Origin of the sequence: Komagataeibacter sp. FXV3 (assembly GCF_015155755.1) — a bacterium.
GTDB lineage: Bacteria > Pseudomonadota > Alphaproteobacteria > Acetobacterales > Acetobacteraceae > Komagataeibacter.
This window is the reverse complement of the sequence record NZ_VWPI01000043.1, coordinates 1-24,876: the sequence shown is the minus strand read 5'-3', so window position 1 is coordinate 24,876 and position 24,876 is coordinate 1. Positions and strand designations below refer to the sequence as shown.

Here is a 24,876-nt window from a genome sequence, read left to right as displayed (position 1 = left end):
TTTCGCCCTTTCCTATGCCTGTTGGCGCATGGGGAAATCGGCAACCGAAAACAGTACGTTGTGATGGATATTGGCGAGTTTCCCATAAATATCGCGGAAAAATCTCGTAATTGTCATTGAGTATCTGGCGTGACTTCAAGTCAACGCCAGTTCTCACGTTTTTAACTTCAAGCCATTTTAATGGGCATTAAGCTGAATGTTAGCGCCATTACGATATCCAAACCGGTTTCGATTTGCATATTCAGTAAAGGCACCGAAACCCAGACCCAGTGTGGTCCACATGATGATCTGCATGCCTAAGGAATCAATCCTGAAATTCCAGAGCAAATCAGCAGGGAAATTAGAGGGGACTTCATTAACCGCAGGAAGTAACTCGCCTGTTGTAAAGACAATCAGAATATAACACGCGCCTGCAAGATAAGTTGATGTCCATGCATTATATTGCTGACGTAAGCGTCCCTGAAGCATTGTGGCTGCGATCATCCCCAGTAGGGAGACCAGCATCATTATAAAATACAATTCTGTCCGCATGCCAATTGTATCCGGGTTTCCTACGGATGGCGGGTTGGCAGGATACTTGATGCTTGGCACCACATATACCGCAATAATCCCGGTTATCGCCAGCAGAACAGACACAACACGAGGGTCTGTGCTTTTCATGCGCCCATTTGCATAAGAAAATACAAGAGCGAAAAGCCCGCCAAACGCTGTCGAGTAAACCATTACACCTGTGAGCAATCCGTAACTGGCTTGAAGTTTCCGGCTTACAAGTTCCGGCTCTTCAACATCATGGATGCCTCGCTCCAGATCTGCCTTGGCTTTAGCCTCGTCCATGGCAGATTCAAATGCAATGGCATGATCGACCTGAGGTTCTCCAAAAACTTTTGCGAAACTGAATACCAGAATGCCGGCCAGAAAACCGACGAGCATTCCGCGAATAAGTAGGGTGCGGACCATCATTCTGTTTTCCATGTCAGTGGCAGGGGAAACCCAGAAGATGGCGACTGTCATGCACCCACTCGTGCACATACATGCCAGGAATAATTGATGTCGCCCCTTCCTCTGCGCCGACAAAATAAAGGGCCAGCAGCATCAGTAAGCCGAAAACCAACCACGGCGCTATCTCCCTGACGGGAATAGGCGCGGGAGAGGGGATGGCGTGGGAACCTATTGCAGTATCAGACATTTTATACGACTCCTCAGGAAAAATGCGTCCTGTTTCGCTCGGAACGGAGCCATGCGCGGGTCTGACTTTCGGGTAGAAAATTGTGTTCTACACCTGCTTACAGTGGCGCAACCGTGCCGGGATTTCACCGGCTTCCGCGTTTATGGCCTGCAGGGGTATAATCTACTCTCCCTTAATCTAAAACTCCTAAAAGAGCATAGCCTGACATAATTTGACATGAACTACCACGGCTGCAGGTGAAACGCCGAAGCGCAGGCGGTCAATATCCATCAGGAAGGGATTTCTCTAATTATCCTGTCTTGCCTTTTTGGGGATAAGAATTTTATAATACTGTCTATCAAGTCGACGGTCCCGTGCGAACGGGTGAAAAGGGAATGTCGTATCACTCTGGCTGGGGCAATTTCCCCGGGAGTTCAGTCGACAGCTGCCCCCGCAACTGTAGACGGCGAGCATTGTGTCCTCAGCTACCAGATTGGGTAGCAGCCACTGACTTCGGTTGGGAAGGCGGATGCAACGTGGTGACCCGTGAGTCAGGAGACCTACCGTCGAGTTCAGATATGTCGCCGGGCGGGTGGAGCCGGAGGCGGATCAAGGCGTGATGCATTTTCTTCTTTGACGCTCTGTCGCGATGGCATGCGTGTTTGTTTCCCAGTCGGGAAATGACTGCATTCGGAATTGTTGCTCCTTTTACCGACGCTTCCCCGACAGGCTCTCTCCATGACATTTCTTGACTCTCCGGGCGTTACGCGACGCTCGGCTCGTTTGCTTTTTATCAATTCCACTCTGGTAGGAAGTCTCTTCGCATACTCAGCCGCTTATGCTCAGGCTCCTCAGACCCAGATCGAGGAAGATCGGGCGCGCCTTGGCAACTCCACTCCGCTGGTTGAGCAGATCGACCCAGCAACCATACGTGATTCGGAGCGCGCGCAAGCCGATGCGGCGGAGAAGGCGGCTGGTGACGATAAACTCGACACCAGCGGTAACCTGCTAGGCAATATGTGGGGCGCGCGGTCATGGATGTACAAGCACGGCATCAGCTTCGACATCCAGGAAGTCGATGAACTCTGGGGCAACGGGACTGGCGGTTCGGCTTCTGGTAATGATGGTGCAGGCGGATCAGGCACCGGCCCGTCCTACGACGGTGTAACCATGCCCACGCTGACCGTCGATACCGAGAAACTGTTCGGGCTGAAGGGGGGGCTGTTCAATGTCAGCGCACTGCAGACACGCGGACGCTCGATCTCGCAGGACCATCTGGCCAATTTCAACCCTGTCAGCGGATTTGAGGCTGACCGTTCCACCCGCCTGTTCGAACTATGGTACCAGCAGTCTTTCCTTGGCGGCAAACTGGACGTAAAGATCGGCCAGCAGGATCTTGATACCGAGTTCCTGATCAGCGATTACGCCTCGCTTTACCTCAACGCCAATTTCGGCTGGCCCATGGCGCCCTCGGTCAACCTGTATGGCGGCGGGCCATCCTGGCCGCTGTCGTCTCCCGCCATCCGGATCCGCTACCGGCCGAGCGAGAAGTTCACCTTCATGTTTGCCGCAGCGGACGACAATCCGCCGGGTAACCGCTATAATTCTACCCCCATCCAGCAGGCTACCGGCTCCATCAGCGGCTATAATTCCGATCCCACCAGCCAGACCTATGATGGCGCCAACGGCACCAATTTCAACATGGGCACCGGTGCCCTGCTAATGACCGAACTGCAATACGCGCTTAACCCGCAGCCGGCCGACATGTCGAACGTGACCAAGAATCCTGGCCTGCCGGGCGTGTACAAGCTGGGCGGGTTCTATGATACCGCGAAGTTCGCCGACTATCGTTACAACCGCAATGGCGGTTCGTTAGGAGCTGCCGTGGCCAACGCCACCGCAGCCACGCCACAAAGTGACCTGACCCCGCGCTGGGACCGGGGTAACTGGATGGTGTATGGTATCATCGACCAGATGATCTGGCGGCCGTCGCTCACATCGGCCCGCTCGGTGGGCGTGTTCGTACGCGCCACGGGTAATGGCGGTGATCGTAACCAGATCAGCTTCGCCATTGACGCTGGCCTGAATCTTAAGGCGCCGTTCAAGGGGCGCGATAACGACACGATCGGTCTGGGCTGGGGTATTGGTCGCGCCAGTTCCGGCCTGCGGCAATTTGACCGCGACAGCCAGACGCTTGTGCAGGGCAATGAAAACCATCTTGAACTGACCTATCAGGCGCAGGTTACGCCGTGGATGGTCATGCAGCCTGATTTCCAGTACGTATGGCACCCTTCGGGCGGCGCGCCGGATTGGACCGGTTTGCGCCGCGTAGGTGACGAAGCGATTTTCGGCCTGCACAGCAGCATTACTTTTTAAGTATAAATACACGAACAGAAAGTACTAATTTATATTATTGTTAAATCATATAAAACGTATGAATATGATGAGACGTAGAGTGTACTTGGCCGTCTGATCAGCAATGAAAGGAAAACATTGCTGAAAAGTGGAAGGTGGTGGCATATTCGCCTTCTATATAGTCAGTGGTTCCGTGCAAACGGATGAAAAGGGAACACCGTTCCGCTTCGGCAGGGTCCATCCCGGAAGCCAGTCGGTGGCTGCTCCCGCAACTGTAAGCGGTATGGGGTCGTGTCGTCCATTTTCTGAGGGGAATGGGCCACTGTTGTATCAGCAACGGGAAGGTAGACACGATCTGCGATAATCCGTGAGCCAGGAGACCTGCCACTGTCGATCTCACGGCCGCCGGGCGGGATGAACCGGAGGCAGGAGCACGGCTTTGCAGCACTGCATAGGCTTGCCTGTCGCTGAACGACACGGCACTTCCACAATTACAAACTGGCATGATGATGCGCAGACCTGCGGTGAACCCTCATGCTACTGACCGGGACGCTTGGTCTCTCGGGTTTTGATACCCCCGCATTGACCGCTTTGCAGCGGCGCACAGGCGTCTCGCATGTAGCGTCCAATTCCTGCCCGGATGACTGGCATCGCGTGTGGCAGACAGCACAGATGGTGGGTGTGGGGAAGGCTCCTCAGTGCGGCAGGAAGCGCATGCCCGAACTGACAGATCAGACGTTCTTCCACTTATGCTGCAATCCTGTCCGCGATGCATTTGTTGATGCATGGCAACGCGGGATCGCGACTGTGCCTGTGCTTCTAGGGCCAGTGAGCTTTCTTGCCGCATGTGACCGGACTGACGGCACGGACCCTGTCCTGTTGTTATTGAAGCTTCTTCCGGTGTACATCGAGATTCTGCACGAACTCGCCACGGCAGGCTGTTTCTGGGTTCAGATTACGGAACCTGTCACAACGGCTGGTCCGATGTCGAAAGAACGCCAGACGGCGATGGAACTGGCATGGCGGAGCATGGCAGAGGTGGCATCCGGACATGCACTATCCCTCGTCTTCGTCGGGGGAGGAGGGGGCTTCTGGCGTAACCTGCCCCACGTCATGTCATTGCCGATGAATGGCCTTCATATCGATATGGTGCGCGGCGGCGCAGAACTTCCATCGGTGCTCTCTAATCTTAATCCGCGCTGTGACCTTCTTCTGGGAGTTGTGGACGGCCTGAATCGGATTCCAACGGATGTCTATAGCACGCTGCGATGGATAGATAAGATCCGATCAGAATGTCCACGAAGGCGCGTGATTATTACACCGTCTACGACAATGCGTTTCACCAATAAGGACGGTAGGCAATTACCGCCTGAGGTTCACAATACACTTTCAGACCTGGCGAAGGTTCAACGTGCTTGCGTGGCGGCGACCTTCGTCCACTAACAAGATTTTGGAGGAATTGTCATGGGCATGACACATACTCTACTGCAACCTTTTGATCCGAACCACAATGCACAATGGTATCCCGCTTTGCGCAGTGCAGATCTGAGACATCAAAAAGCAATCGGGGTTTATTGCGGCAGCAGACCGGTTGTCATTGTCCGTCCAGAGGCAGGGCTGGTGTTCGCACTTGATGACCGGTGTACGCATCGTCAGGTACCACTCAGTCGTGGCGTGGTCAGCGGAACCTTTATCAGATGTCCGTTGCATGGGATCAAATTTGCACGCAGTGGCCGTTGCTATTCTCCTGATATGGTTCTGGAAGAAATGCCGCCGCGCGCGGAAGGCTGGGGATGTAGGGAGAAAGAAGGCTGGATATTCCTGTATTCAGGTAATGCCGACGATGCAGACGAAGCGTTGATTCCCGCCATGACGCATCACGATGGTAAAGACTGGTGTCATGAAACATTCATACGCGAAATCAATGCGCCAGTTCCGCTTCTGATGGATCATGTACAACGCTTTGGGAGAAGGACGACATCAGGATCGGTAACCTATCTTGATCAGAACATTACCGAACAGCAGATTTCCAGTCATTACCGTGTTGTGGCTTCCACACCATTATCGGTTCTGCCTGGTATGGCACGGCCCTGGCGGGCGACGGTCGATACGACCCTGGTTGACCAGAACGTTTATTTTTCTTCCGAAGACGATGCCACACTATGCGCGGAGATATGGCTTGGTTACATGCCGACCGGACGTGACGGCCGAACACGTGTGTGCGGTAAAATATCCATACGGCAGGACCATACGCGTCTGCCAGGTCGCGTATCGGGTTCTCTTTGGGCGAAATTATTATGGAAACTGCTGTGGAAGGAGCAGAGCCTCCCGGAAGCGGAGTGGTCTGCCATCCAACGGTCTGGTCGAGTAGGGCACAGTGATTTCTTTCCGCCAGCACAAGCTATGCAGGATCTTGTAACAAAAAATAACCAAAGGATGGCTAAAGAAGGATAGATTTCATGTCGGATGCTGTTGCTAGTCGGCCATTTATCATTCGGGTTGGTAAAAAAGTGCGGCCTCTATTAAACACGCTGATTGCACACAATTCCCTTGTTCCCGATACGCCAGTTCTTGATACCAGTCTTTTCCCATGGATTTCCAACATGGAACAGCGGGCGTTCCGGATTATAGAGGAATTCAGGATCCTTATGACGCATGGGGTAAGCAGTTTTCCCGCTCTGCGCGATATTTCGCCAGACCATACGCGTATTGCACCCGATACAAGATGGAAGTCATTTTTCCTTTACGGCTACGGGAACTGCGTTCTGGAGAACTGCCGGCGGATGCCCTGCACAGCACGGTTTGCTGCGGCCATTCCCGGACTGAACTCGGCCTTTGTTTCTTTCCTTGAACCTGGTGCGCGTATTCCGCTGCATAATGGAGTGACCAAAGGGCTGTTAACCTGTCATCTGGGTTTACAGGTGCCGCAGGACTACAGGGATTGCTGGATACGGATAGACGATCAAATGTTATGCTGGCAGGATGGAAAATGTATCCTGTTTGACGACACATACCCTCATGAAGTCCAGAACAATACATCGGATCATCGGGCAGTGTTGCTTATCCAGTTTGAACGGCCCACATACGGAGTTGGCCGTCTGGTTCAGGGTATGTTTCTCAAGGCCGTTCGTCGTTCGGCATTCGTGCAGGAAGCCAAAAACAATCTTGCACACTGGCATGCCCTCCATCATGAGATGGCCCGGACAGAACGCCAAACCAGCGGACTGACTGTTTGATCCAGTCATGGTAACAACGGGAAGGCGCAGAATGATAAAGTGTAAAAAGTGCGGTGCTGATTTTTCATGTCAGCCTGAAGGTGCGTGCTGGTGCATGGAAAAGCCCCGTGGCCTGCCGGTTCCGACGGATGCTCAGGCAGGGTGTCTCTGTCCTGTTTGTCTGGATGCCCTGACGAACCAAGGCCCTGAGACGGAAAGAAGATCATCTGGCAATAGCCAGTAACCCTTCAATATCCAGACTGCTTTCCATGGTGGAAGCAACGGTTTCAAGGGCGCGTTCCACCCGCGCTGTGTAATCCAGTCCATCGGAGCGTGCGCCCCATCTGTCCAGCCATGCCGCGCGTTGGCTAGTCATGTCAAACAGACGGTGCACATAGCAGCCTGCAATACGACCGTCCGGGCTTATTGCTCCGTCCAACCGTCCGTCGTCGCATCTGATTAGGGGCATGACCCGGTGATGTGATCGAACTGTTTCCCCACAATGAATTTCGTAGCCGCTGAATCGCGCGCTATCGGAAAGCGTCATGCCTGAAGTCTGGTTGATCTGCTTGTCACGGGTCAGAACGGTATCAACCTCCAGAAGTCCAAGTCCTGGTATCGTGGTCGGGTTCCCTTCTATTCCGTCGGGATCATTTATGGTCTGTCCCAGCATCTGATAGCCACCGCAGAGACCGAATACATATCCACCCCGCCTGACGTGTCCCGCCAGATCAATATCCCATCCCTGCCGCCTGAAAAATTGCAGGTCTGCTATTGTCGCCTTGCTACCAGGAAGGAACACGACATGCGCGGACGCGGGAAGGGGCTGCCCGGGCCGGATCCGTGTGATCTTTACATGCGTTTCACCTTCCAGCGCATCAAGATCATCGAAATTGGCAATGCGGGGCATAAGGGGGACGGCTATCTCGATCCGTGAGGCCGCGGAACAGTCAACATCTTCAGGAATACTGTCTTCAGAAGGCAGTTCACGTATACTGTCTATCCAAGGAAGAACGCCAAGCCCCTTCCAGCCGGTAAACTTTTCTATGAAGTCATACCCAGATTGGAAAATGCTGGCGTCTCCCCGGAGGCGATTAACGATGAATCCCTTGATCAACTCACGGTCATCTGGATCAAGAACAGCATGGGTACCGGCGAGTGACGCGATAACGCCGCCCCGGTCTATATCGCCGATCATGACGACCGGAACATTCGCGGCTCTGGCAAAGCCCATATTGGCGATGTCGCCCTGACGTAGATTGATTTCCGCCGGGCTGCCCGCGCCCTCGACAATCACGAGATCGGATTGGCTACATAATGTCCTGAAGGCGGTCAGAACCTCGGGCAGGAATGCGGCCCGGCCACCGATAAAATTCGAAGCGTGCAGGTGTCCTTTTGCGCGTCCACGGACGATAACCTGCGCTGTATGATCACTTTCCGGTTTCAGAAGGACCGGATTCATAAGGGTGGAAGGGGCAATACGGCAGGCCTGCGCCTGAAGTGCCTGCGCCCGACCGATTTCACCTCCATCTACCGTCACGGCGGCATTGTTCGACATATTCTGGGGTTTGAAAGGCCGGACCGTCAGGCCACGGTTAGCGAAAACCCGGCATAAACCTGCCGTCAAAACGGACTTTCCGACATCGGATCCCGTGCCCTGCAACATGATCGCTGTCATGGAATCAGCCGCAGTCCGTAGCGCTCTTGATCGTGTCGGCAGGCACAAATCGCTCCATGCCCTCGTGAGCCCGCGCTGCCATGCGAAGCAGTTCGATATGCATGCGCGCGCGACCACGTCTTGTAGCGGGTATTTTCAGATTTTCCGGTGTTCCATGTTGACGAACATGGGCCTGGAATGTGCCTGAAACCTGCAAGTCTTCCTCCATGCCGAATTCCTCAAGCAACGGCAGAAAGGATAGATCGGCAAGCCGGTCATAATCATGGGAATCATCATCGGACGGTCGGAACGGTGCCGCCGGATGAAGTGTCAGGAAAGGCTGCCAGCCTTCCGGAATGGGATCGAGAGCAGAGCAGGACCGTTTCAACTTCACCAGTTTTGGCAGCAGGTGGGTATGGGCACCGAGTGGAGAGTCTCCATCAGGCGCGGGAATGGGTTGGTAGACCTCCAGCCTGCCAGCAGGCGAAAGCATGACCCTGTGGGGCTGGGCTTCCATCAGAAGCGCAAATGCAGCCGTGACGACGGCCAATGGGTCATCCGTATCAACAGCAAGGGCTTCAACCAGGCGGGCATTTTCTGTCCTTACACACATCCGGACCTGACCCACGCCAATTCCAAGATCAATCAGCCACGCATCACGATCCTCTGGTCGGACAGCGTCCGCATCCTTTCCCAGAACCTTCAGGGTATGCTTCGCAGTCAGTTGTAACGGGCCGCATAACGCCATGCTATGCCGCCAGCGTCTGCCTTTTCCGACGAGAGAGTCCCACGCAAGGGCATGCAAGGGTTCGCTGGGACTAATGCGTATGGCACCGCGTTGGGTGACGATCTCCAGCCCGTCAGGACATGGGGTGAGGCAGACCCTATCATCCGGAACATGATGGAATTCGCCGATCGCACCAAATGTTCCAATGCTCCAGCCGTTACGGAGATCCAGCGCCAGTGAAGTCAGCATGGAAGGCGTGATACGTTTCATCGGAAATATCCTGTGATTCATCAATCAGGCTGAAAATAACAGCAATCCTGACAGGATACTGAAAGATTGAATGCGGGTTGACAAGAACATCCCATCCGATCAGAACCGTTCCGACGGTGTCCCCTTTCGGGGGGATGAAAAGGGAACAGAGTGCGGATTGCGATCCAATGCTCCGGCTGCCCCCGCAACTGTAAACGGTCTGTCCTTGCATTACCGGATGTCATGGTCCGGGCCACTGGAAACCGCGGTTTTCCGGGAAGGTTGTGCAGGACGCTACGCCGTGAGCCAGGAGACCTGCCGTCATGATGGTTGCGACCGGGAACTGTCGGGCGGGGTGTCCTGACGGTGTGGTGTTACAGGATTCCGTGCAGATCGGAAATCCTGTGGCAGCGCGCTCTCGTGGCAACGATGATGTGACCGCGAGACCTGAACCAGATGATCCTATTCCGTAATCTGCTGATTGCTTCCACCACGTTGATGACCATGGGGGTTGTAGTGGCGCGTGCCGATGATTCAGTCAGACAGCACGCGCCGCAAAAACAGTCCGCCAACCAGTACGTCATCGAGAATAAAAAATCGAAAGCCGTTGTTTCGTTGGGGGATACGGGTCTTCCCGAACTGATCAGCGTCAGTGCAGCCCGTCGGCCGACCTCCACCGATGATATCGGCACCAGCATGACCATCATCACGGAAAAGCAGATCCAGACCCAGCAGCGGCGCAGCCTGACGGATATTCTGGCACGCCAACCGGGCCTGAACGTGGTCCAGACAGGCGGCCCAGGGGGCACGTCATCCATTTTCATGCGTGGTAATAATTCCAACGAGGTCAAGGTCCGCCTGGATGGCATGGACATCAATGACGGAAGTTCCACCAATGGCATGTTCGATGCCGGTCAGTTTGTAACCGACGGCATGGGCCGGATCGAGATACTGCGTGGGCCTCAGAGCGGCCTGTACGGCGCCGACGCCATGGCGGGGGTTATCGACATTACCACGGCACAGGGGCAGGGCCGTTTCAAGCCGTTTGTCCGTATCGAAGGCGGTGGGTATGGTACCTTCAATCAGACCTTTGGCGCACGCGGCAGCAAGGGACGTTTTCATTATAATGTAGAATTCTCCCATTACCGGATGGATGGGTTCAACAATATCCCTTCCTATATCGAGCGTTATTATGGGGCCAACCGGCAGCAGCGGCATGAAGGCAACCGGAATGACAACCGTGGCGTCAATATCAGGCTGGGTTATGACGTCACCCATAATTTCGATCTTGGCCTGACCGCACGGCTGATACAGAGCAATTATCATTCCTACTCTCTGTATGACCTGCAAAGTGAAAATCTGTATGGTGATAAGGGTGTGCGGGAACAGAACAACCAGAACGAGGCCATCGTGCGCGGGACGGCCCATCTGGTTTCCTTTCACGGGCTTTTTGATCAGGTGCTTGGCCTTGGCTACATGACCAACCGCAACCGCTGGACGGAGACGGGCACGAGTTACGGCAGCCCGGTCAATCCAGACCCGGATTATTACCGTTCCAGCCGACTTAAGGTGGACTGGCACGGCACGTTCAATTTCAAGCAGTATGGCCAGCTTCTGATCGGTGCCGAACATTTCCATGATACGTTCAATACCAGCCATACGGCCTCAAGCATGTGGGACAGCGGATACGATACATCCGCCAGCATGGATACGACCGCAGGTTACGGGCAGTATCAGGGGAACTGGAACCATATTCTGTATGGTGCGGCCAATATTCGCTATGATGCCAATTCGCGCTACGGCAACCACGTGACATGGCGCGTGGCCCCGGCAATCCATGTGCCGGGCACCGGAACCATCATCAAGGCCAGCGCCGGTTCCGGTTTTCATGGTCCTTCGCTGTATCAGTTATTCGCAAATCAGGTGGGTGTGGGTTATTCGGAAAAGGGCAATCCCAACCTGAAGGCGGAACAGTTGATCGGCTATGACGCGGGTGTTGAGCAGAAACTGCTGCATGACCGTCTGAATTTCGGCGCAACCTGGTATGACAACCGGGTCAGGAACCTGATCCAGTCCTCGCTTTCGATTGATTCATCATATGACTACAACTACTCCTACGCCAATGTGGCGAAGGCGCGGATGTATGGTGTGGAAGCCTTCCTGAACTGGAAGGCGCTGAGCAATCTGGAATTTAACCTGAGCTATACCTGGACCCACGCCCGGGATGAGACGAACGACGTCCAGTTGCAACGCCGTCCCCAGCACAAGTTTAATTTCAATACGACATGGACCCCCATTCGCGACCTGACCTTTTCGGGCAATATCCTGTATACCAGTGGCTGGCGTGATCTGCCGGTTATTGGCAGCGAGTCCTGCAGCACATGCGCCAAGGGGCATGGTTATTTCACCATCGACGTGGCTGCCAATTACAAAATCAACCGCTACGTTTCCGTCTATGCCCGCGCCGACAACCTGCTGAACCGCCAGTTCGAGGATCCCATCGGCTATCTGCAGCCTGGTCGCGCCGGTTATGGCGGCTTCATGCTGAATTATTGACATGAAAAGCGTGGTCGCAGGGATGATGGCCGGTTTCCTTGCCTGTGTCCCGTTGGCACCGGCATGGGCTCTCCCGCGCGTGGCTTCGCTTAATCTCTGCACCGACCAGTTGTTGCTGCTGCTGGCCGAACCGGGCCAGATCGTCGGTATTACGCCGCTCGCCCGGGATTGCTGGAGCGCGGTGCTGTGCGAACAGGCACGACAGGCTCCCGTATTGCGACCCACGGCGGAAAGCATCGTGGCATCCCATCCCGATGTCGTGCTGGGTGGCATCTATACCGCGGCCGTCGCGATGCAGGCGGGGCGGGAAGGGGGCGCACAGGTTGTAGCCCTGCCACCCGCCCAATCCCTGACGGATATTCCGGTCCAGATCATGACGGTCGCCAACGCCATCGGCGTTCCTGAGCGTGGGCAGCAACTGGCTATGGCCTTTGCCACGCGCCTGGCCTCCCTTTCGGTCGAGCCTGGTTCCACCGATCCCACAGCAGCCGTCTATGCGGCCAACGGCTTTGTCACCCATAAGGGCTCGCTTCCGGATGATGTCCTTGCCCATGCCGGCTTTCGTAATTACGCAACGATCATGGGGCACCAGTCATCTTCCCGTTTTTCCATGGAACTGCTGATTGCACGGCCACCCGATCTCCTGATCCTTGACCGTTCGGGGAAGGGAACGTCCCTTGCACAGTCCATGCTGGATCACCCGGCGTTGAAGCAGGCCTTTGCCGGGCCGCATCATCTGGATCTGCCCGCACGGCTTTGGTTGTGTGGCCTGCCACAGACACTGGATAGTGTCGTCATGCTGCGTAACGCACGGCACAACCTTGAAATGTCCGCCCCATGAAACCTGCCCATCAAACCATGCTGCTGAACGTCATGCTTCTGGCTGGTGTCATGGGGCTGTTTGTTACCTCGCTCATGTGGGGAGAAACCCGCATCATGTTTTCACATGCACTGGCGGACCTGCTGGCCGGGCGGCATACCGCAGGCGCGATCATTGTGGAGCGCCTGCGCCTGCCGCGTACCCTGCTGGCCATCCTGGTGGGCGGGACGCTTGGCCTGTCGGGGGCGGTTCTGCAGGGCTATCTACGCAATCCGCTGGCCGATCCCGGCATCCTGGGGGTATCAGGTGGAGCGGCACTTGGGGCGGTCAGCGTGTTCTATACCGGCCTCATGCAGGTGTCCATCGCGGCCCTGCCGCTGGGTGGGCTGACGGGGGCGCTGTGTGCGGCGGCCGTGCTGATGGGACTGGTGGGACGTGGTGGCACGCTGGTGCTGCTGCTGGCGGGGGCTGCACTCAGCAGTTTTGCCGCAGCCCTGACAGCACTGGTGCTGAACCTTGTGCCCAGCCCCTATGCGTCATTCGAGATCATGCACTGGCTCATGGGGTCATTGACGGACCGGACCTTTACCCATGTCTGGATCTGCCTGCCGGGTGTGGTGTGTGGCACGCTGCTCATGCTGTCCGCGGGGCGTGCGCTGGATGCGCTGACATTGGGGGAGGATGTGGCCGCAAGCCTTGGCTTCCAGCTGCATGGCCCGCGCGGCGTCCAGACGCGTATCGTGCTGGGCGCGGCGCTAGCCGTCGGCTCATGCGTGGCGGTTTCAGGAGCGATCGGCTTTGTGGGGCTGGTGGTGCCACATCTGTTGCGGCCGCTTGTGGGATATCAGCCATCGCGTCTGCTCCTGCCGTCATTTCTGGGGGGAGGCCTGCTGCTGCTGCTGGCGGATATGGTGGTGCGTGTGGTGGCGGTCGGGCCTGAACTGCAACTGGGTGTGCTAACGGCACTGGTGGGCGCACCGGTTTTCTTCGCCCGCGTCATCATGCTGAAAAGAACCGTGTCATGATCCTGCTGCAGGCACGCGACGTGTCGCTCCGGCGCGGGGATCGGGCTGTCGTCTCGGCCGCGTCCCTGACCCTTGCGCAGGGACGGGTCATTGGCCTGATCGGGCCGAATGGCGCGGGGAAAAGTACCTTCATGCGCCTGCTGGCGGGGCTGGAGGCACCCGATCATGGGGATGTCCGGATTCTTGATCGCAGCATGGGCCAGATCTCTTCCGCGCTGCGCGCCCGGCAACTTGCCTTCATCCCCCAGGACGGGGGGACGCCGCCACCCATGCCGGTGCGTGCGCTGGTCGCACTCGGACGCCTGCCGCATGGGCAGGCGGGCGACCATGCCGTCCGTCACCCGGCGGTGGGCCACGCCCTTGATGTCACCGGCTTGCAGGACCTGTGCGCCCGTCCGGCCAGCCACCTGTCAGGCGGGGAGCGGGCTCGCATGAATCTGGCGCGTGCGCTGGCGACCGATACGCCGGTCATACTGGCGGACGAGCCGATTGCGGCGCTCGATCCCGCTCATGCCCTGTCCATGATGCATCTGTTCCGCCAGCAGGCAGGGCAGGGAAAGGGGATCGTCGTCGTGCTGCATGATCTGGTTCTGGCGACCCGTTTCTGCGATGAACTGGTGCTGATGGATGATGGCGCCGTCATCCGCCATGGCCCGGCCCTGCAGGTGCTGGATGATGACATCATGCGCGTCGTGTACGGCGTAACGGTCCGGCGGGTCGAGGACGCGGTCCTTCCGTGGTCCCTGTGCCGCTAACGTGTGCGGCCCGCTGGGACATCCTGCCCATGACACCTTGCGTCCGGCCGCTCGGTTCGGGCACAATGTTGTCTTATCAAGTCGATGGTCCCACGCGAGTGGGTTAATAGGGAACGCCGTCACGCTCCGGCCGGGTCATGAACCCGGGAGCCAAGTCGGAGGCTGCTCCCGCAACTGTAGGCGGTATGCCGCCGGTTCATTTCACCCGGACGGGGTGAGTCACTGTTTCCGAAAAGGAAATGGGAAGGCAGAACCGGCTGGCCATGATCCGTAAGCCAGGAGACCTGCCATCGTCATACATCAAGCCGTCGGACGGGATGTGCCGAAGGCGGGAGAAGCTTAATGCCGGTATGGCAGAAAGCCGCGTGCCATGATGGCACGACCGAAGGCGTGCCTGCGCGCCAGTATTCCATAGATCACTTCCCGAATATCGCCAGACTGCTTACGGCGACACTTGGTTTTCCCGATGCTGATGAGATGCGTGGGGTGCGATGCCAGCACGCGGCAGGCATTTCCCATATCGCTACGGCCAATAGCCCATGGCGGGACAGAGTTGTGCAGACTGCCCGCATGTTTGGCGTGGGCACCGACAATACAGTCACAGCCTGTGATCCGATGCACGGCAATTACAGAAAGCCCATCCTCAGACCGGGGCAGGCGTTCCATCTTGCGCGCAACTGGCCCCGCGACGCATTTCTTGCAGCGGAACAACTGGGTATCAGCACCCGGCCTGTTCTGCTGGGGCCGGTCAGTTTCCTTGCGTTATGCGGCATGACAAAGGGAGACAGTGTCGGCCAGGGACTGATGCGCCTGCTACCCGCCTATATTGAATGCTTCGAACAACTGAACAACGCGGGATGCTTCTGGATCCAGATTGATGAGCCAATCCTTGCCCATCCTGGCCTGCCCGCAGCCACGCTGACCCATATGGATGTTGCCTGGCATGTCCTCAGTGAAGCATCAAGGGGCACTTCACTTGTTCTGGTCGGAGGGAGCGGGGGCTTCGGGCGACATCTTCCTTTCGTGCTGCAGCTACCTTTTGGCGGCCTGCATGTGGACGTTGTGCATGGCTATCGCGATTTCCCGTATGTCCTGCAGCATTTCCCGGCGCATCACTGGCTCTCGCTGGGGCTGGTCGATAGCTGCAGCGCGGCGCCTACCCACATCAGCATGGCGCACGGCATCGTGGAACAGACGCTGCGTTCGCATCGGCCGGATCGTCTCATGATCGCGCCATCGGGTGCGCTAAGTGACAGCAATGCCCTGACCGATCCGGACATTACGAACGTCCTGCCGCAGAAAATGTCCGAAATCGTGGCCGTAGCCAGCCGACGCACGATAGCACGTCGCAGCGCATCCATCCGCGACTTTTGCGAAAATGATATCCGTTTTGTCCCATGCGCTGATAACAGCGTGAGACATTGAAAATATCATGACAGGAAATACATCGAAAACAGCCGCCCTGGATGGGGCTGCTTTGCCACAACAGGACATCCGTCGTGTCCGCAGCAATCCGGATTTCTGGTATCCGGTTGCATGGTCTCGCGAGCTTCGTCGGGGCAGGGCGATTGGCGTACGGTACGCGGGGCAACCCATCGTGGTGGTCAGGCCCGAGGCCGGGGCCATCTTTGCGCTGGATGATGTTTGCCCCCACCGGCAGTTACCACTCAGCAAGGGAGAAGTGTGTGGAGATTTCATTCGCTGTGCATACCATGGACTGAAATACAGTCGGCGTGGCCAGTGTTTTTCCCCCGGCATGAAGCTGGAAAACGAACCGCCACGACTGCGGACATGGGCATGCCGCGAGAAGGATGGTCTCATCTTTGTGTTCATGGGGGATCTGGAAAAATCCGATAGCATTGCGCTGCCGGACTTTCCACGTGTCCGTGACCCCCATTACCGTACCCGCCGGTTTGGAAAAGTCGTGCAATGTCACTACAGCTTCATGCATGAAAACCTGATGGACATGAACCACCAGATTCTGCACAGCCGACTGGTCGGAAGCATGAAGCCACGGTTTCTAGGCATGGATCGGGGTGAGGATTTTGTGGAGGCCCGCTATACCTTTGCCCGCACGTCTGGCAGGCAGCCGCTGAGCGAGGCTCTGATTTACGGGCAGCGTCGCAAGGATGGCCGGGATTTTGCCTATCGGGATGTCATGACCATCCGCACGCAGTATCCCTATCAGACATTGCGGATCGAGACGGAGGGGATTGATGAACCGGTCATGGAACTGTGGATTGCATATGTGCCACAGGACCGGGAAGAATTGATCAACCGGGTATTTGGCCTGCTCTCCATACGCAGGTTGAAAATACCATTTTTACTGGATCTGGCGTGGCCGCTGCTGATCGCCTTTACGGAGCGTGTTTTCACAGAAGATCGCGAAATTGTTGAACTGGAGCAGCAGGCCTGGCGGGAGCAGGACGGCGACCGGAATCAGGAGGTCTTTCCAGTTATCATGGCGCTGCGCCAACTGCTTATCCAGAATGGTATGCCGTCCCAGAAAGATATCGGATAATAAACTGATAGACGCCCATGCCCCGTCTCAAGGCGCATGGGCATCTTCTCCTGACCAGGCACCACGCAGATCAGGTGCTCATTTTGCAGTTCGGGCCGATATGACCGCGATAAGGAAGCCATGTCTGTGTCTGTCCGAACATCGGAATCCCGAGATAGCCCCGTAACTTGAGTTGTCCGGACTGGTTAACCCACATGCGCGCTTGATACACATGATTGGTATTGGGGTCGAGAATGGACCCGTTCCACCGGTCTGGTTGATCCGGATCCGGCACGAAGTCCCGCAGCATGGGCAACCCACATTCCGAACGGCCCGTCTGGTCGCGTGGGATGTCATTACTATAGTTCAGGCCAACCAGCTTTCCACACAGATGGTCGCCACACCGTGTGATCTCGAAAACACCCTTGTGATTTCTGGTGACCCATTGCCCCAGAACGGCGGGCGGAACTGTTGTCGCTGGAGGAACTTGTGCGTGAACAGCAGCCCCTCCAATCATGATACTGAGTATTAGCGAGACACAGGTTGCTTTTTGCGCAATATTCATGATGTGTCTTTCGTCGCTTCGTACATGACTAAAATTATGGAACATCGGCGGATCTATCGGAGAATTCGGATCGAAAAGCGCATGATTGATGCCCCGAGATGCGCGCCATGGGAATGAGCGGCGAGGGTGCTATCTACGCCATGGACGTTTTCCATGATAGCCTTGTCGCGCCTGCTGCCCATTGCTGCACCGGCTTGAAGGGCCCAGTAAGGGTCTTCAGCAACATGCGGGCGTTTCAGGCCGGTTGTCAGAAACGCGCCGGTCCCGCGATGCTGCATCACGATGTTTCCGCCAGAAACAGGAAACATGGGGGGCATTGATCGGCCGCATTGGTCTTCCCATGACGCATGGGAAATCTCCTGCCTTCGGTGCATCCCGCCCGACGACGTGGTTTGCAGACGATGGCAGGTCTCCTGGCTCACGGATCATGGCCAGCCAGTTCATGCCTTCCCATTCCCCAAGGGAAACAGTGGCTCACCCGCAGGTGAACGAACTGGTGGCATACCGCATACAGTTGCGGGAGCAGCCGCTGACTGGCTCCCGGAACAGAATTGTCCAGCCAGAGCGTTACAGCGTTCCCTTTTAACCCGCTCGCGCGGGGCCATCATCAATCAAGGGTCTCATTCCATTATGCGCGAAGTGAGAGGAACGCCCAATTCCTCGAAACGCGATGCCGGCCTGCATGGAACGAAGAGCTTGTTGATGCCAATCAAACTTGTCGCTCCGATCCAATAAGTGTAGGTCACTCAGTGTCTTCATCTTCGAAACACGCGGGCGGGGATACGCGCCCGCGCGTTAGCCACTATGTTGTCAATCAGGCGTTCGGGCTTGATGCGCTATACAAGTGCATGGCGGCGTCACGCGCGCCAATTGTCCATTGCGCGGAAATATAGGCCTGAAGCAAGGCCATGAGCGCCTCGACCCCGTGCGTGTCCGATAAATCGCGGGCTGTATCCACATAGGCGAGAGCTTCTAATAGCAGGGGCGAAAACAGTTCCTCAAGATAGTCGCCCCGCGCCTTCGGCGCAGCGGGTAATCGGCCAGCGGAAGGTACCAGACGTAGGAATGTTTCAAATCCATCCGCACGAATGCGGTCTTCCGGATTGGGGGCAGGGAGTTCAGTCTTGGCTATTGCCTGAATTACATCTTCCCGCAGAGGTGCGGATTCCATAAGGCGGGATACCGAGACAGAACGCTGACGTCGCCGCTGTTGTATGAGAATAAAATCAGGCGAAGGGACGGGAGAGGCCATTTTTCGTTTCACCGGGAATCGGATCGGATTAACTGGAAAGATCTGCATCGGACAGGCCTTCTTGAGTCAGGATGCGAGCATCCTCGTCACGCCATGCCGCGATCATGTCTGGGTTCTGACTGAGCCATCCAATTCTCTCGGCACAATATACAGGAACTCTGAATTTCTGGCCGCGCTGATTGTTCAGGATTGTTCCTGTCTGGTGCAGGCGCCCGTCTCGTGTCCAGAAAAGACGCTCCTGGTTGGTGATCCCCAGAATCTGTCGAACCTGTCGCGGCGTAAACGGACGAAAAGACAGCGCGGTGATCTGTTTTTCCACCGAGTTGGCAATAGCCTCCAGAGCATCTGTCCTTTCACGCATAATGGCGGCTATAAAGCGGGCGAAAAGCTGCTTTACCTCTGGTAGCCGCAGGCGAAGGGACGAGGATTGATCCAGACAGGCCGCAATAAGCATCCGAATTGCAACAACCGGCTCTGGCTCCGTAATGGTCGCCATTAGGCGCGACGCAATGGAAGGGAGTACCATGCTCATATCTGTGTTCATGGATATTTCTTTTTATCAGAATAAAACGTAGGTACCTGTGTCCTGGGGTCAGGAAAGTACATGCGAATTATAAGCCGCAGGCCGCGAGGTCTGTTGCTAAGGTTGCCTTACGAAGCCGGGATTCATTCAAGCACAGGCTAACGATCCGCATACATATGGAGGCTTGATAGATATATCGATACGCGAAAGAACGCGTCATAGCTGATCTCCTGCCACCGGTCGGTCCCGCCCGGTAGCACGGTTTGCGACGGTAGCAGGTTTCCTGGCTCACGGATCATGGCAGCTCGGTCCTGTCTTCCCACTCCCTTACTGGAAGCAGTGACCCATCTGATCGGACATCAGATGATCGGATCCGGCTACATACCGCCTACAGTTGCGGACGCAGCTACCGACTGGCTCCCGGATCATCGCAGATCCCGCCAGAGCTTACGGTATTCCCTATTAATCCGCTTGCGCGGCACCACCGACATAAAAGCTGGTCGCAATATGCGTCAGATTTCGTGATCTACGCAATATGGATTTTCCAAAAAACCTGCGATGAAAGAGCATGGTATCCTTCACACAGACGGGAAGCTGGCAGGCTTGCACTGCTCGCGGGCGTGCGTCACACTACCTCTACATCAAAGGCCCCGTGCGAACGGGTTAATAGGGAACGCCGTGCGTTCTGGCAGGACTTATCAGGGTCCGGGAACAAGTCGGTGGCTGCCCCCGCAACTGTAAGCGGAGAGATACCGGATCGTATGTCCTCTTAACAGGACCCGTCACTGGCTATGCTCAACAGGCCGGGAAGACAGAACCGATATCAAGGACCCGTAAGCCAGGAGACCTGCCTTTGTGACGTAACCAGTTCTATCGGGCGGGGCGCCCGACAGACGGAGTGGCGATCATGTCTTCTGTTTTATCTGCTGCGTTCCCCATCCAGCGTGTTCTTTCCTGACCAGTTCTGAAGAATTACATCCATTGGCCAATGGCGTGTCGCGGGTCTAATCCCGTCAAACGCTACAAGGGGAACATGAGAAATGCGTACATATTTTGGCGGCAACCAGCGAAATGGCACAGGTCGATCTTATTTCGGATCGGAGAGCCTGACTCCCGCACAGAAACGGGCCATTCTGTCCCTGCCGAAAGACGGGGGGTATGGAACCTTGCTGGATGGAGGAAGCATCAGATCATCTCTCGTACTGATGGGCTTTATTGCAGGTGGATGTTCTGCGCGATGGGGGATGGGGCATTCCCGCCTTACCGCACGCGGTCGGGAACTGCGACACAAACTCGAAGGCTGCGGATCTTAGAATCCTGTCGGCAGTATGCGTTGTGAGATAGGAACAGAGAATTTCTACGATACAGAGATCGCCGACCGGTTGGTCCACGGACAAATTTTCAGCGTTCACCATGACTTTATTTCGTGTCTCCGTCGTGAACTCCGGGACAGGAGAAAGACGCATCGACTCACCTGTCGGCACTAAAAAAGTGACTGCGTCAGGCACGGATCACGCTATCCATCTGTCGCCAGGTCCAGCAGTGCTTATCATTTTCTATTCTTTTTGACCCCGTACAGTCAGGCATGTCTTGACTCACTGATTCATACCCGCGAGTTCTATAAAATCGCGTAAATATTGAATGTCTTCATCCGTCTCGCGATGACCAAGAAAGATCTGTTTCGCAATACCGTTTATACCAAGTTTAACAGGATAAAGCTCAAAGCGAGAGGCATATTCTTCGACAAGCCATCGTGGAAGTGCTGCAACACCGCGGCCATGTGATACCATGACAAGCATGATATCGGTCGTTTCTATCTGCTTCTGCTGTCGCGGGGCTATGCCTGCGGGTTGCAAAAACTGAGTATAGATATCGAGGCGCTCTGACGGTACGGGGTATGTAATCAGTATTTCGCCAATGAGCTGATCTGGCAAAACATACTGTGAATTTCGCAAAGGATGTTCGGGGCCTACAACTAGTACCAGTTCATAGTCAAAAACCGACGTAAATTTAAGGCCTGGCTTGTAGAGCGGATCCGGGGTCACAAGAATATCGATCTCGTTGCTGAATAGCGCACCTATTCCGCCAAACTGAAATTTCTGGCGTACATCTACATCTACCTTGGGCCATCTTTCCAGATAGGGCGACACTACTTTCAAAAGCCATTGATAGCAGGGATGACACTCCATCCCGATGCGAAGCGTTCCGCGCTCGCCAAGGGCGAACTGTTCAAGCCGATCTTCTGCCAGCGTGAATTGTGGAAGGAGACGGTTGGCAAGAGACAGGAGCCACTCTCCCGCCTGAGTGAGCACGAGAGAGCGTCCTTCACGTTGCCATATCTTCACGCCAAGCTGGCTTTCCAGCTTGCGGATGGAATGACTAAGCGCAGGCTGGGTCAGATTGAGGCGCGCTCCTGCAGCCGTCAATGAGCCTTCGCGCGCAACTTCCTGAATGATCGCCAAATGGCTGCGCTCAAGAATACTCATGTTCTACGCACCATATATGATTGCCGTTTATACATCTATGAAAACATATCATTTTTCTTCATATATCCGAAACCCTATCTTCCAGAAGCCATACATCATCTGGATAAATCTTCATGGTTACGACCCATAATCTCGGCTTCCCTCGCATCGGCTTCAAACGTGAACTCAAGTTCGCCCTTGAAGCTTACTGGAAAGGCCAGTCTTCCCTCGCCATGCTGGAGCAGGTTGGCACGGAACTACGCTCACGCCACTGGCGGGATCAGGCTGGTCTGGATTTCGCACCGGTCGGTGATTTTTCCTTTTACGATCAGGTGCTGGACACGAGCTTCATGCTTGGAAACCTGCCCACCCGTGTGCGTGACTTCCATGGTGACCAACTCGATAATTATTTCCGGGTTGCCCGCGGTCGCTCGGCAACGGTTGTTGAAGAAAAGCCCGGATGCTGCGGCGGTGTCGCCGCCGGTGAAATGACTAAATGGTTCGATACAAACTATCATTATATCGTTCCGGAATTTGATGCCGAGACGACGTTTACCCTTGATGCTTCGCGGTTGCTGAGCCAGTTGGACGAAGCGCGGAAGCAGGGTATCCGGACGAAGCCGGTCATTATCGGCCCGATAACCTATCTTGCACTCGGTAAGGCCAAAGATGGTTCGGACAAGCTGGATCTGCTGCCGCGACTGTTGCCCGTATATGCCAGACTGCTCGATGCGCTTGCTCAGACGGGTGCCGGATGGGTGCAGATCGATGAGCCGGTTCTGGTAACGGAACTGGATGCATCGTGGCAGAACGCTTTCGTGCAGACCTATCAGGCGCTTGATACCCGCCGGGTCAAACTGCTGCTGGCCACGTACTTCGGTCAGCTGCGCGAAAATCTGGCCCTGGTGAGCAGGCTCCCCGTGCAGGGCGTGCATCTCGATACCATTAATGCGCGGGAGGAGGTCGCTGAACTGGTAAAGACGAGCCCGCCAGATCGGATAATTTCCCTCGGGATCGTCAATGGCCGAAATATCTGGAAGACGGACCTGGAAGCGACGCTGGACTGGCTGGAACCTGTGGCAAAGCTGCTGGGAGACCGGCTCTGGATCGCGCCGTCCTGTTCCCTGCTGCACGTGCCTGTGGATCTGGCGGCCGAAGAGAAGATGGACGCCGAGATCAGCTCGTGGCTGGCTTTTGCCGTGCAGAAGCTGGACGAAATCCGCGTGCTGGCCCTTGCTCTTGACCGGGGGCGTTCTGCTGTGACGTCAGAACTGGTTACCAATCGGGCTGCGCTGGACTCACGCCACAGTTCGCCCCGCGTAAACAATCCGGATGTAAAAAAAGCCATTGCGGCCATCACTGAATCGCTTGGCCGTCGGATGAGTGAATTTGGGGCTCGCGCAGCAAAACAGGCCGCACTGCTGCAACTGCCGCTTTACCCGACCACCACCATCGGCTCTTTTCCCCAAACTAGAGAAATCCGTCTCGCGCGCAGTCAGTTCAAATCCGGAAAAATTGACGAAGGAACATATAAGGCAACCATGCGTCGTGAAATCGAACATGCGGTGCGCGAGCAGGAAAAGCTGGGTCTGGACGTGCTGGTCCACGGCGAGGCGGAACGCAACGACATGGTCGAATATTTCGGTGAGCAGCTTGAGGGGTATGTGTTCAGCCAGAATGGATGGGTTCAGTCCTACGGTTCGCGCTGTGTAAAACCGCCGATCCTGTTCGGAGATATCAGCCGCCCCAAGGCAATGACGGTAGAGTGGATCAGCTACGCAGCATCCCTTACCGATAAACCAATGAAAGGCATGCTGACTGGGCCAGTCACGATTCTTAACTGGTCCTTTGTCCGAGATGACCAGCCGCGCTCGGCCTCATGCTTTCAGCTTGCGCTCGCCATCCGGGATGAGGTCCTGGATCTGGAAAAGGCTGGCATTCGCATCATCCAGATCGACGAGGCTGCCTTGCGTGAGGGCCTGCCGCTGCGCAAATCGCAATGGCAGGACTATCTGACGTGGGCGGTGGAGGCCTTCTGCATTGCAGCCAATGGTGTCGCTGATGAAACCCAGATCCACACACATATGTGTTATTCAGAGTTCAACGACATTATCGCCGCTATTGCTGCCATGGACGCAGACGTTATCACCATTGAAACCTCGCGCTCCGACATGGAGTTGCTTGATGTCTTCGAGACGTTCAACTACCCGAACCAGATTGGACCGGGGGTCTACGACATCCACTCACCCAACATCTCCACCGAAGCGCAGATGGTTACTTTGATGGAGAAAGCGAATGAGCGCATTCCAGCACAACGTCTGTGGGTGAATCCGGATTGCGGGCTCAAGACGCGCCAGTGGAACGAGGTCATCCCGGCACTCGTCAATATGGTACGCGCGGCCCGCACGCTGCGGGAGAAGTCGGCCTGAACCGCGGACTACACGTGGCGGACGCTGCAGTCGGGTGATTGTATCAAAGCTGTGACCATTCCCTGACGATAACATGAGAGACTGGTCGCACGTCACCGGAAAGCAATGCGTCTGACCGGCTCTCGCTATCAGGGACCGGTAAGACGCCCGGCATAGCTTTCGTCCATTCGTACTTATCGGTACAAAGCCATTGTTGGCATAACAAAACTTATGAAATACAAAGATTTGGTTGTGTTACTGGCCTTGGTCTTTGTCATAAAGACGGAATATTCCCACTTTGCGTCGTTCCTACCTCGTAGGCGACGGACGGCGCTGCTGTTCGCCAGATCGAGGATCGCCATCGGTTCGCCGCGTAAGTTGGCATGACCCTCACTCCAGTTCGGTCGCGCGTCGACTTATCTGAAATTAACACACCATAAAATCCGAGGACTAAACACCTTAGGTCGAGGAGATAATCGGGTTGAATGATGGGCCACGCTGGGTCGTCGACTTAGCACTACTTTGGCAGAATGTGTTGCGAGGTCTGGAGTAGAAGGTTTCCACAGTGGGGGCATTGCCCGATGGGTGGTCGCAGGATGCGATCAAGAATGGCCTGTCGTATTGCTGGCAGACTGGGCT

At 55.8% G+C, this 24,876-nt stretch carries 20 protein-coding genes and 7 riboswitches; of the genes, 11 read left to right on the top strand and 9 right to left on the bottom strand.

Annotated features, from left to right (window positions below):
• Positions 1 to 177: 177 nt before the first annotated feature.
• Together F1542_RS04030 and F1542_RS04025 are read right to left on the bottom strand one after the other, a co-directional pair.
• Positions 178 to 960 (bottom strand): CbtA family protein, encoded by a 783-nt coding sequence (locus tag F1542_RS04030; RefSeq protein ID WP_102325926.1) that lies wholly within the window; start codon positions 958 to 960, stop codon positions 178 to 180.
• Positions 961 to 973: 13 nt separating this feature from the next.
• On the bottom strand, positions 974 to 1,186 hold the full coding sequence (locus F1542_RS04025; protein WP_010518378.1) for a CbtB-domain containing protein: 213 nt from the start codon (positions 1,184 to 1,186) through the stop codon (positions 974 to 976).
• A gap of 329 nt (positions 1,187 to 1,515) precedes the next feature.
• Positions 1,516 to 1,748, top strand: a riboswitch (cobalamin riboswitch).
• Between the two features lie 155 nt (positions 1,749 to 1,903).
• Here F1542_RS04025 and F1542_RS04020 point away from each other — a divergent pair.
• From F1542_RS04020 to F1542_RS04005, 4 genes are all read left to right on the top strand, one after another.
• On the top strand, positions 1,904 to 3,541 hold the full coding sequence (locus F1542_RS04020; protein WP_141301089.1) for a carbohydrate porin: 1,638 nt from the start codon (positions 1,904 to 1,906) through the stop codon (positions 3,539 to 3,541).
• Positions 3,542 to 3,689: 148 nt separating this feature from the next.
• Positions 3,690 to 3,924: riboswitch (cobalamin riboswitch) on the top strand.
• Between the two features lie 310 nt (positions 3,925 to 4,234).
• A complete protein-coding gene (locus tag F1542_RS04015) occupies positions 4,235 to 4,963 on the top strand; it encodes a 5-methyltetrahydropteroyltriglutamate--homocysteine methyltransferase (RefSeq protein ID WP_227000954.1) in 729 nt (242 codons plus the stop codon).
• 21 nt (positions 4,964 to 4,984) lie between these two features.
• Positions 4,985 to 5,974, top strand: a complete 990-nt coding sequence (locus tag F1542_RS04010; protein WP_227672456.1) for a Rieske 2Fe-2S domain-containing protein — start codon at positions 4,985 to 4,987, stop codon at positions 5,972 to 5,974.
• A 5-nt stretch (positions 5,975 to 5,979) separates the two neighbouring features.
• A complete protein-coding gene (locus F1542_RS04005) occupies positions 5,980 to 6,756 on the top strand; it encodes an aspartyl/asparaginyl beta-hydroxylase domain-containing protein (RefSeq protein ID WP_084296392.1) in 777 nt (258 codons plus the stop codon).
• A gap of 202 nt (positions 6,757 to 6,958) precedes the next feature.
• Here the strand turns inward: F1542_RS04005 and F1542_RS04000 are convergent, their stop codons facing one another.
• The gene (locus tag F1542_RS04000) at positions 6,959 to 8,413 is read right to left on the bottom strand and encodes a cobyric acid synthase (protein ID WP_141301087.1); all 1,455 of its coding nucleotides are present in this window, start codon (positions 8,411 to 8,413) and stop codon (positions 6,959 to 6,961) included.
• A gap of 4 nt (positions 8,414 to 8,417) precedes the next feature.
• Positions 8,418 to 9,389 (bottom strand): DUF6925 family protein, encoded by a 972-nt coding sequence (locus tag F1542_RS17050; RefSeq protein ID WP_227000950.1) that lies wholly within the window; start codon positions 9,387 to 9,389, stop codon positions 8,418 to 8,420.
• Between the two features lie 97 nt (positions 9,390 to 9,486).
• A riboswitch (cobalamin riboswitch) is annotated at positions 9,487 to 9,706 on the top strand.
• Between the two features lie 118 nt (positions 9,707 to 9,824).
• Here F1542_RS17050 and F1542_RS03990 point away from each other — a divergent pair.
• The 6 genes from F1542_RS03990 (at position 9,825) to F1542_RS03965 (ending at position 17,045) form a co-directional block, all read left to right on the top strand.
• Complete coding sequence (locus F1542_RS03990; RefSeq protein ID WP_010516556.1) at positions 9,825 to 11,924, top strand: TonB-dependent siderophore receptor; 2,100 nt, start codon at positions 9,825 to 9,827, stop codon at positions 11,922 to 11,924.
• Position 11,925: 1 nt separating this feature from the next.
• Entirely contained in the window at positions 11,926 to 12,765 is an 840-nt protein-coding gene (locus F1542_RS03985; protein WP_025811780.1) for an ABC transporter substrate-binding protein, read from the top strand.
• A 17-nt stretch (positions 12,766 to 12,782) separates the two neighbouring features.
• A complete protein-coding gene (locus F1542_RS03980) occupies positions 12,783 to 13,769 on the top strand; it encodes a FecCD family ABC transporter permease (protein ID WP_372380121.1) in 987 nt (328 codons plus the stop codon).
• Positions 13,766 to 14,524 (top strand): ABC transporter ATP-binding protein, encoded by a 759-nt coding sequence (locus F1542_RS03975; protein ID WP_007396782.1) that lies wholly within the window; start codon positions 13,766 to 13,768, stop codon positions 14,522 to 14,524. Before F1542_RS03980 ends, F1542_RS03975 begins: the two co-directional genes overlap by 4 nt.
• A gap of 68 nt (positions 14,525 to 14,592) precedes the next feature.
• Positions 14,593 to 14,831: riboswitch (cobalamin riboswitch) on the top strand.
• Between the two features lie 35 nt (positions 14,832 to 14,866).
• Positions 14,867 to 15,949, top strand: coding sequence for a 5-methyltetrahydropteroyltriglutamate--homocysteine methyltransferase (locus F1542_RS03970; RefSeq protein WP_141301085.1), 1,083 nt, complete (start codon positions 14,867 to 14,869; stop codon positions 15,947 to 15,949).
• Positions 15,950 to 15,956: 7 nt separating this feature from the next.
• A complete protein-coding gene (locus tag F1542_RS03965) occupies positions 15,957 to 17,045 on the top strand; it encodes an aromatic ring-hydroxylating dioxygenase subunit alpha (protein WP_141301083.1) in 1,089 nt (362 codons plus the stop codon).
• A gap of 70 nt (positions 17,046 to 17,115) precedes the next feature.
• Here F1542_RS03965 and F1542_RS03960 read toward each other — a convergent pair whose 3' ends face one another.
• From F1542_RS03960 to F1542_RS03940, 5 genes are all read right to left on the bottom strand, one after another.
• Complete coding sequence (locus F1542_RS03960; protein ID WP_227000948.1) at positions 17,116 to 17,589, bottom strand: DUF2147 domain-containing protein; 474 nt, start codon at positions 17,587 to 17,589, stop codon at positions 17,116 to 17,118.
• Between the two features lie 53 nt (positions 17,590 to 17,642).
• On the bottom strand, positions 17,643 to 18,011 hold the full coding sequence (locus F1542_RS03955; RefSeq protein ID WP_227000946.1) for a hypothetical protein: 369 nt from the start codon (positions 18,009 to 18,011) through the stop codon (positions 17,643 to 17,645).
• A riboswitch (cobalamin riboswitch) is annotated at positions 17,975 to 18,210 on the bottom strand. It overlaps the preceding gene by 37 nt.
• A 193-nt stretch (positions 18,211 to 18,403) precedes the next feature.
• Positions 18,404 to 18,889, bottom strand: coding sequence for a hypothetical protein (locus F1542_RS03950; protein ID WP_025811787.1), 486 nt, complete (start codon positions 18,887 to 18,889; stop codon positions 18,404 to 18,406).
• Complete coding sequence (locus F1542_RS03945) at positions 18,870 to 19,385, bottom strand: hypothetical protein (protein ID WP_171791247.1); 516 nt, start codon at positions 19,383 to 19,385, stop codon at positions 18,870 to 18,872. Before F1542_RS03945 ends, F1542_RS03950 begins: the two co-directional genes overlap by 20 nt.
• Positions 19,386 to 19,619: 234 nt before the next feature.
• Positions 19,620 to 19,865: riboswitch (cobalamin riboswitch) on the bottom strand.
• 127 nt (positions 19,866 to 19,992) lie between these two features.
• A riboswitch (cobalamin riboswitch) is annotated at positions 19,993 to 20,234 on the top strand.
• Positions 20,235 to 20,959: 725 nt separating this feature from the next.
• On the bottom strand, positions 20,960 to 21,850 hold the full coding sequence (locus tag F1542_RS03940) for a LysR family transcriptional regulator (RefSeq protein WP_025811791.1): 891 nt from the start codon (positions 21,848 to 21,850) through the stop codon (positions 20,960 to 20,962).
• A gap of 113 nt (positions 21,851 to 21,963) precedes the next feature.
• On the opposite strand from F1542_RS03940, the gene metE reads away from it, so the two are divergent.
• Positions 21,964 to 24,258 carry a 5-methyltetrahydropteroyltriglutamate--homocysteine S-methyltransferase gene (gene metE, locus F1542_RS03935; RefSeq protein WP_141301081.1) on the top strand — a complete coding sequence of 765 codons (2,295 nt, stop codon included), beginning with the start codon at positions 21,964 to 21,966 and terminating at the stop codon, positions 24,256 to 24,258.
• Positions 24,259 to 24,876 lie beyond the last annotated feature (618 nt).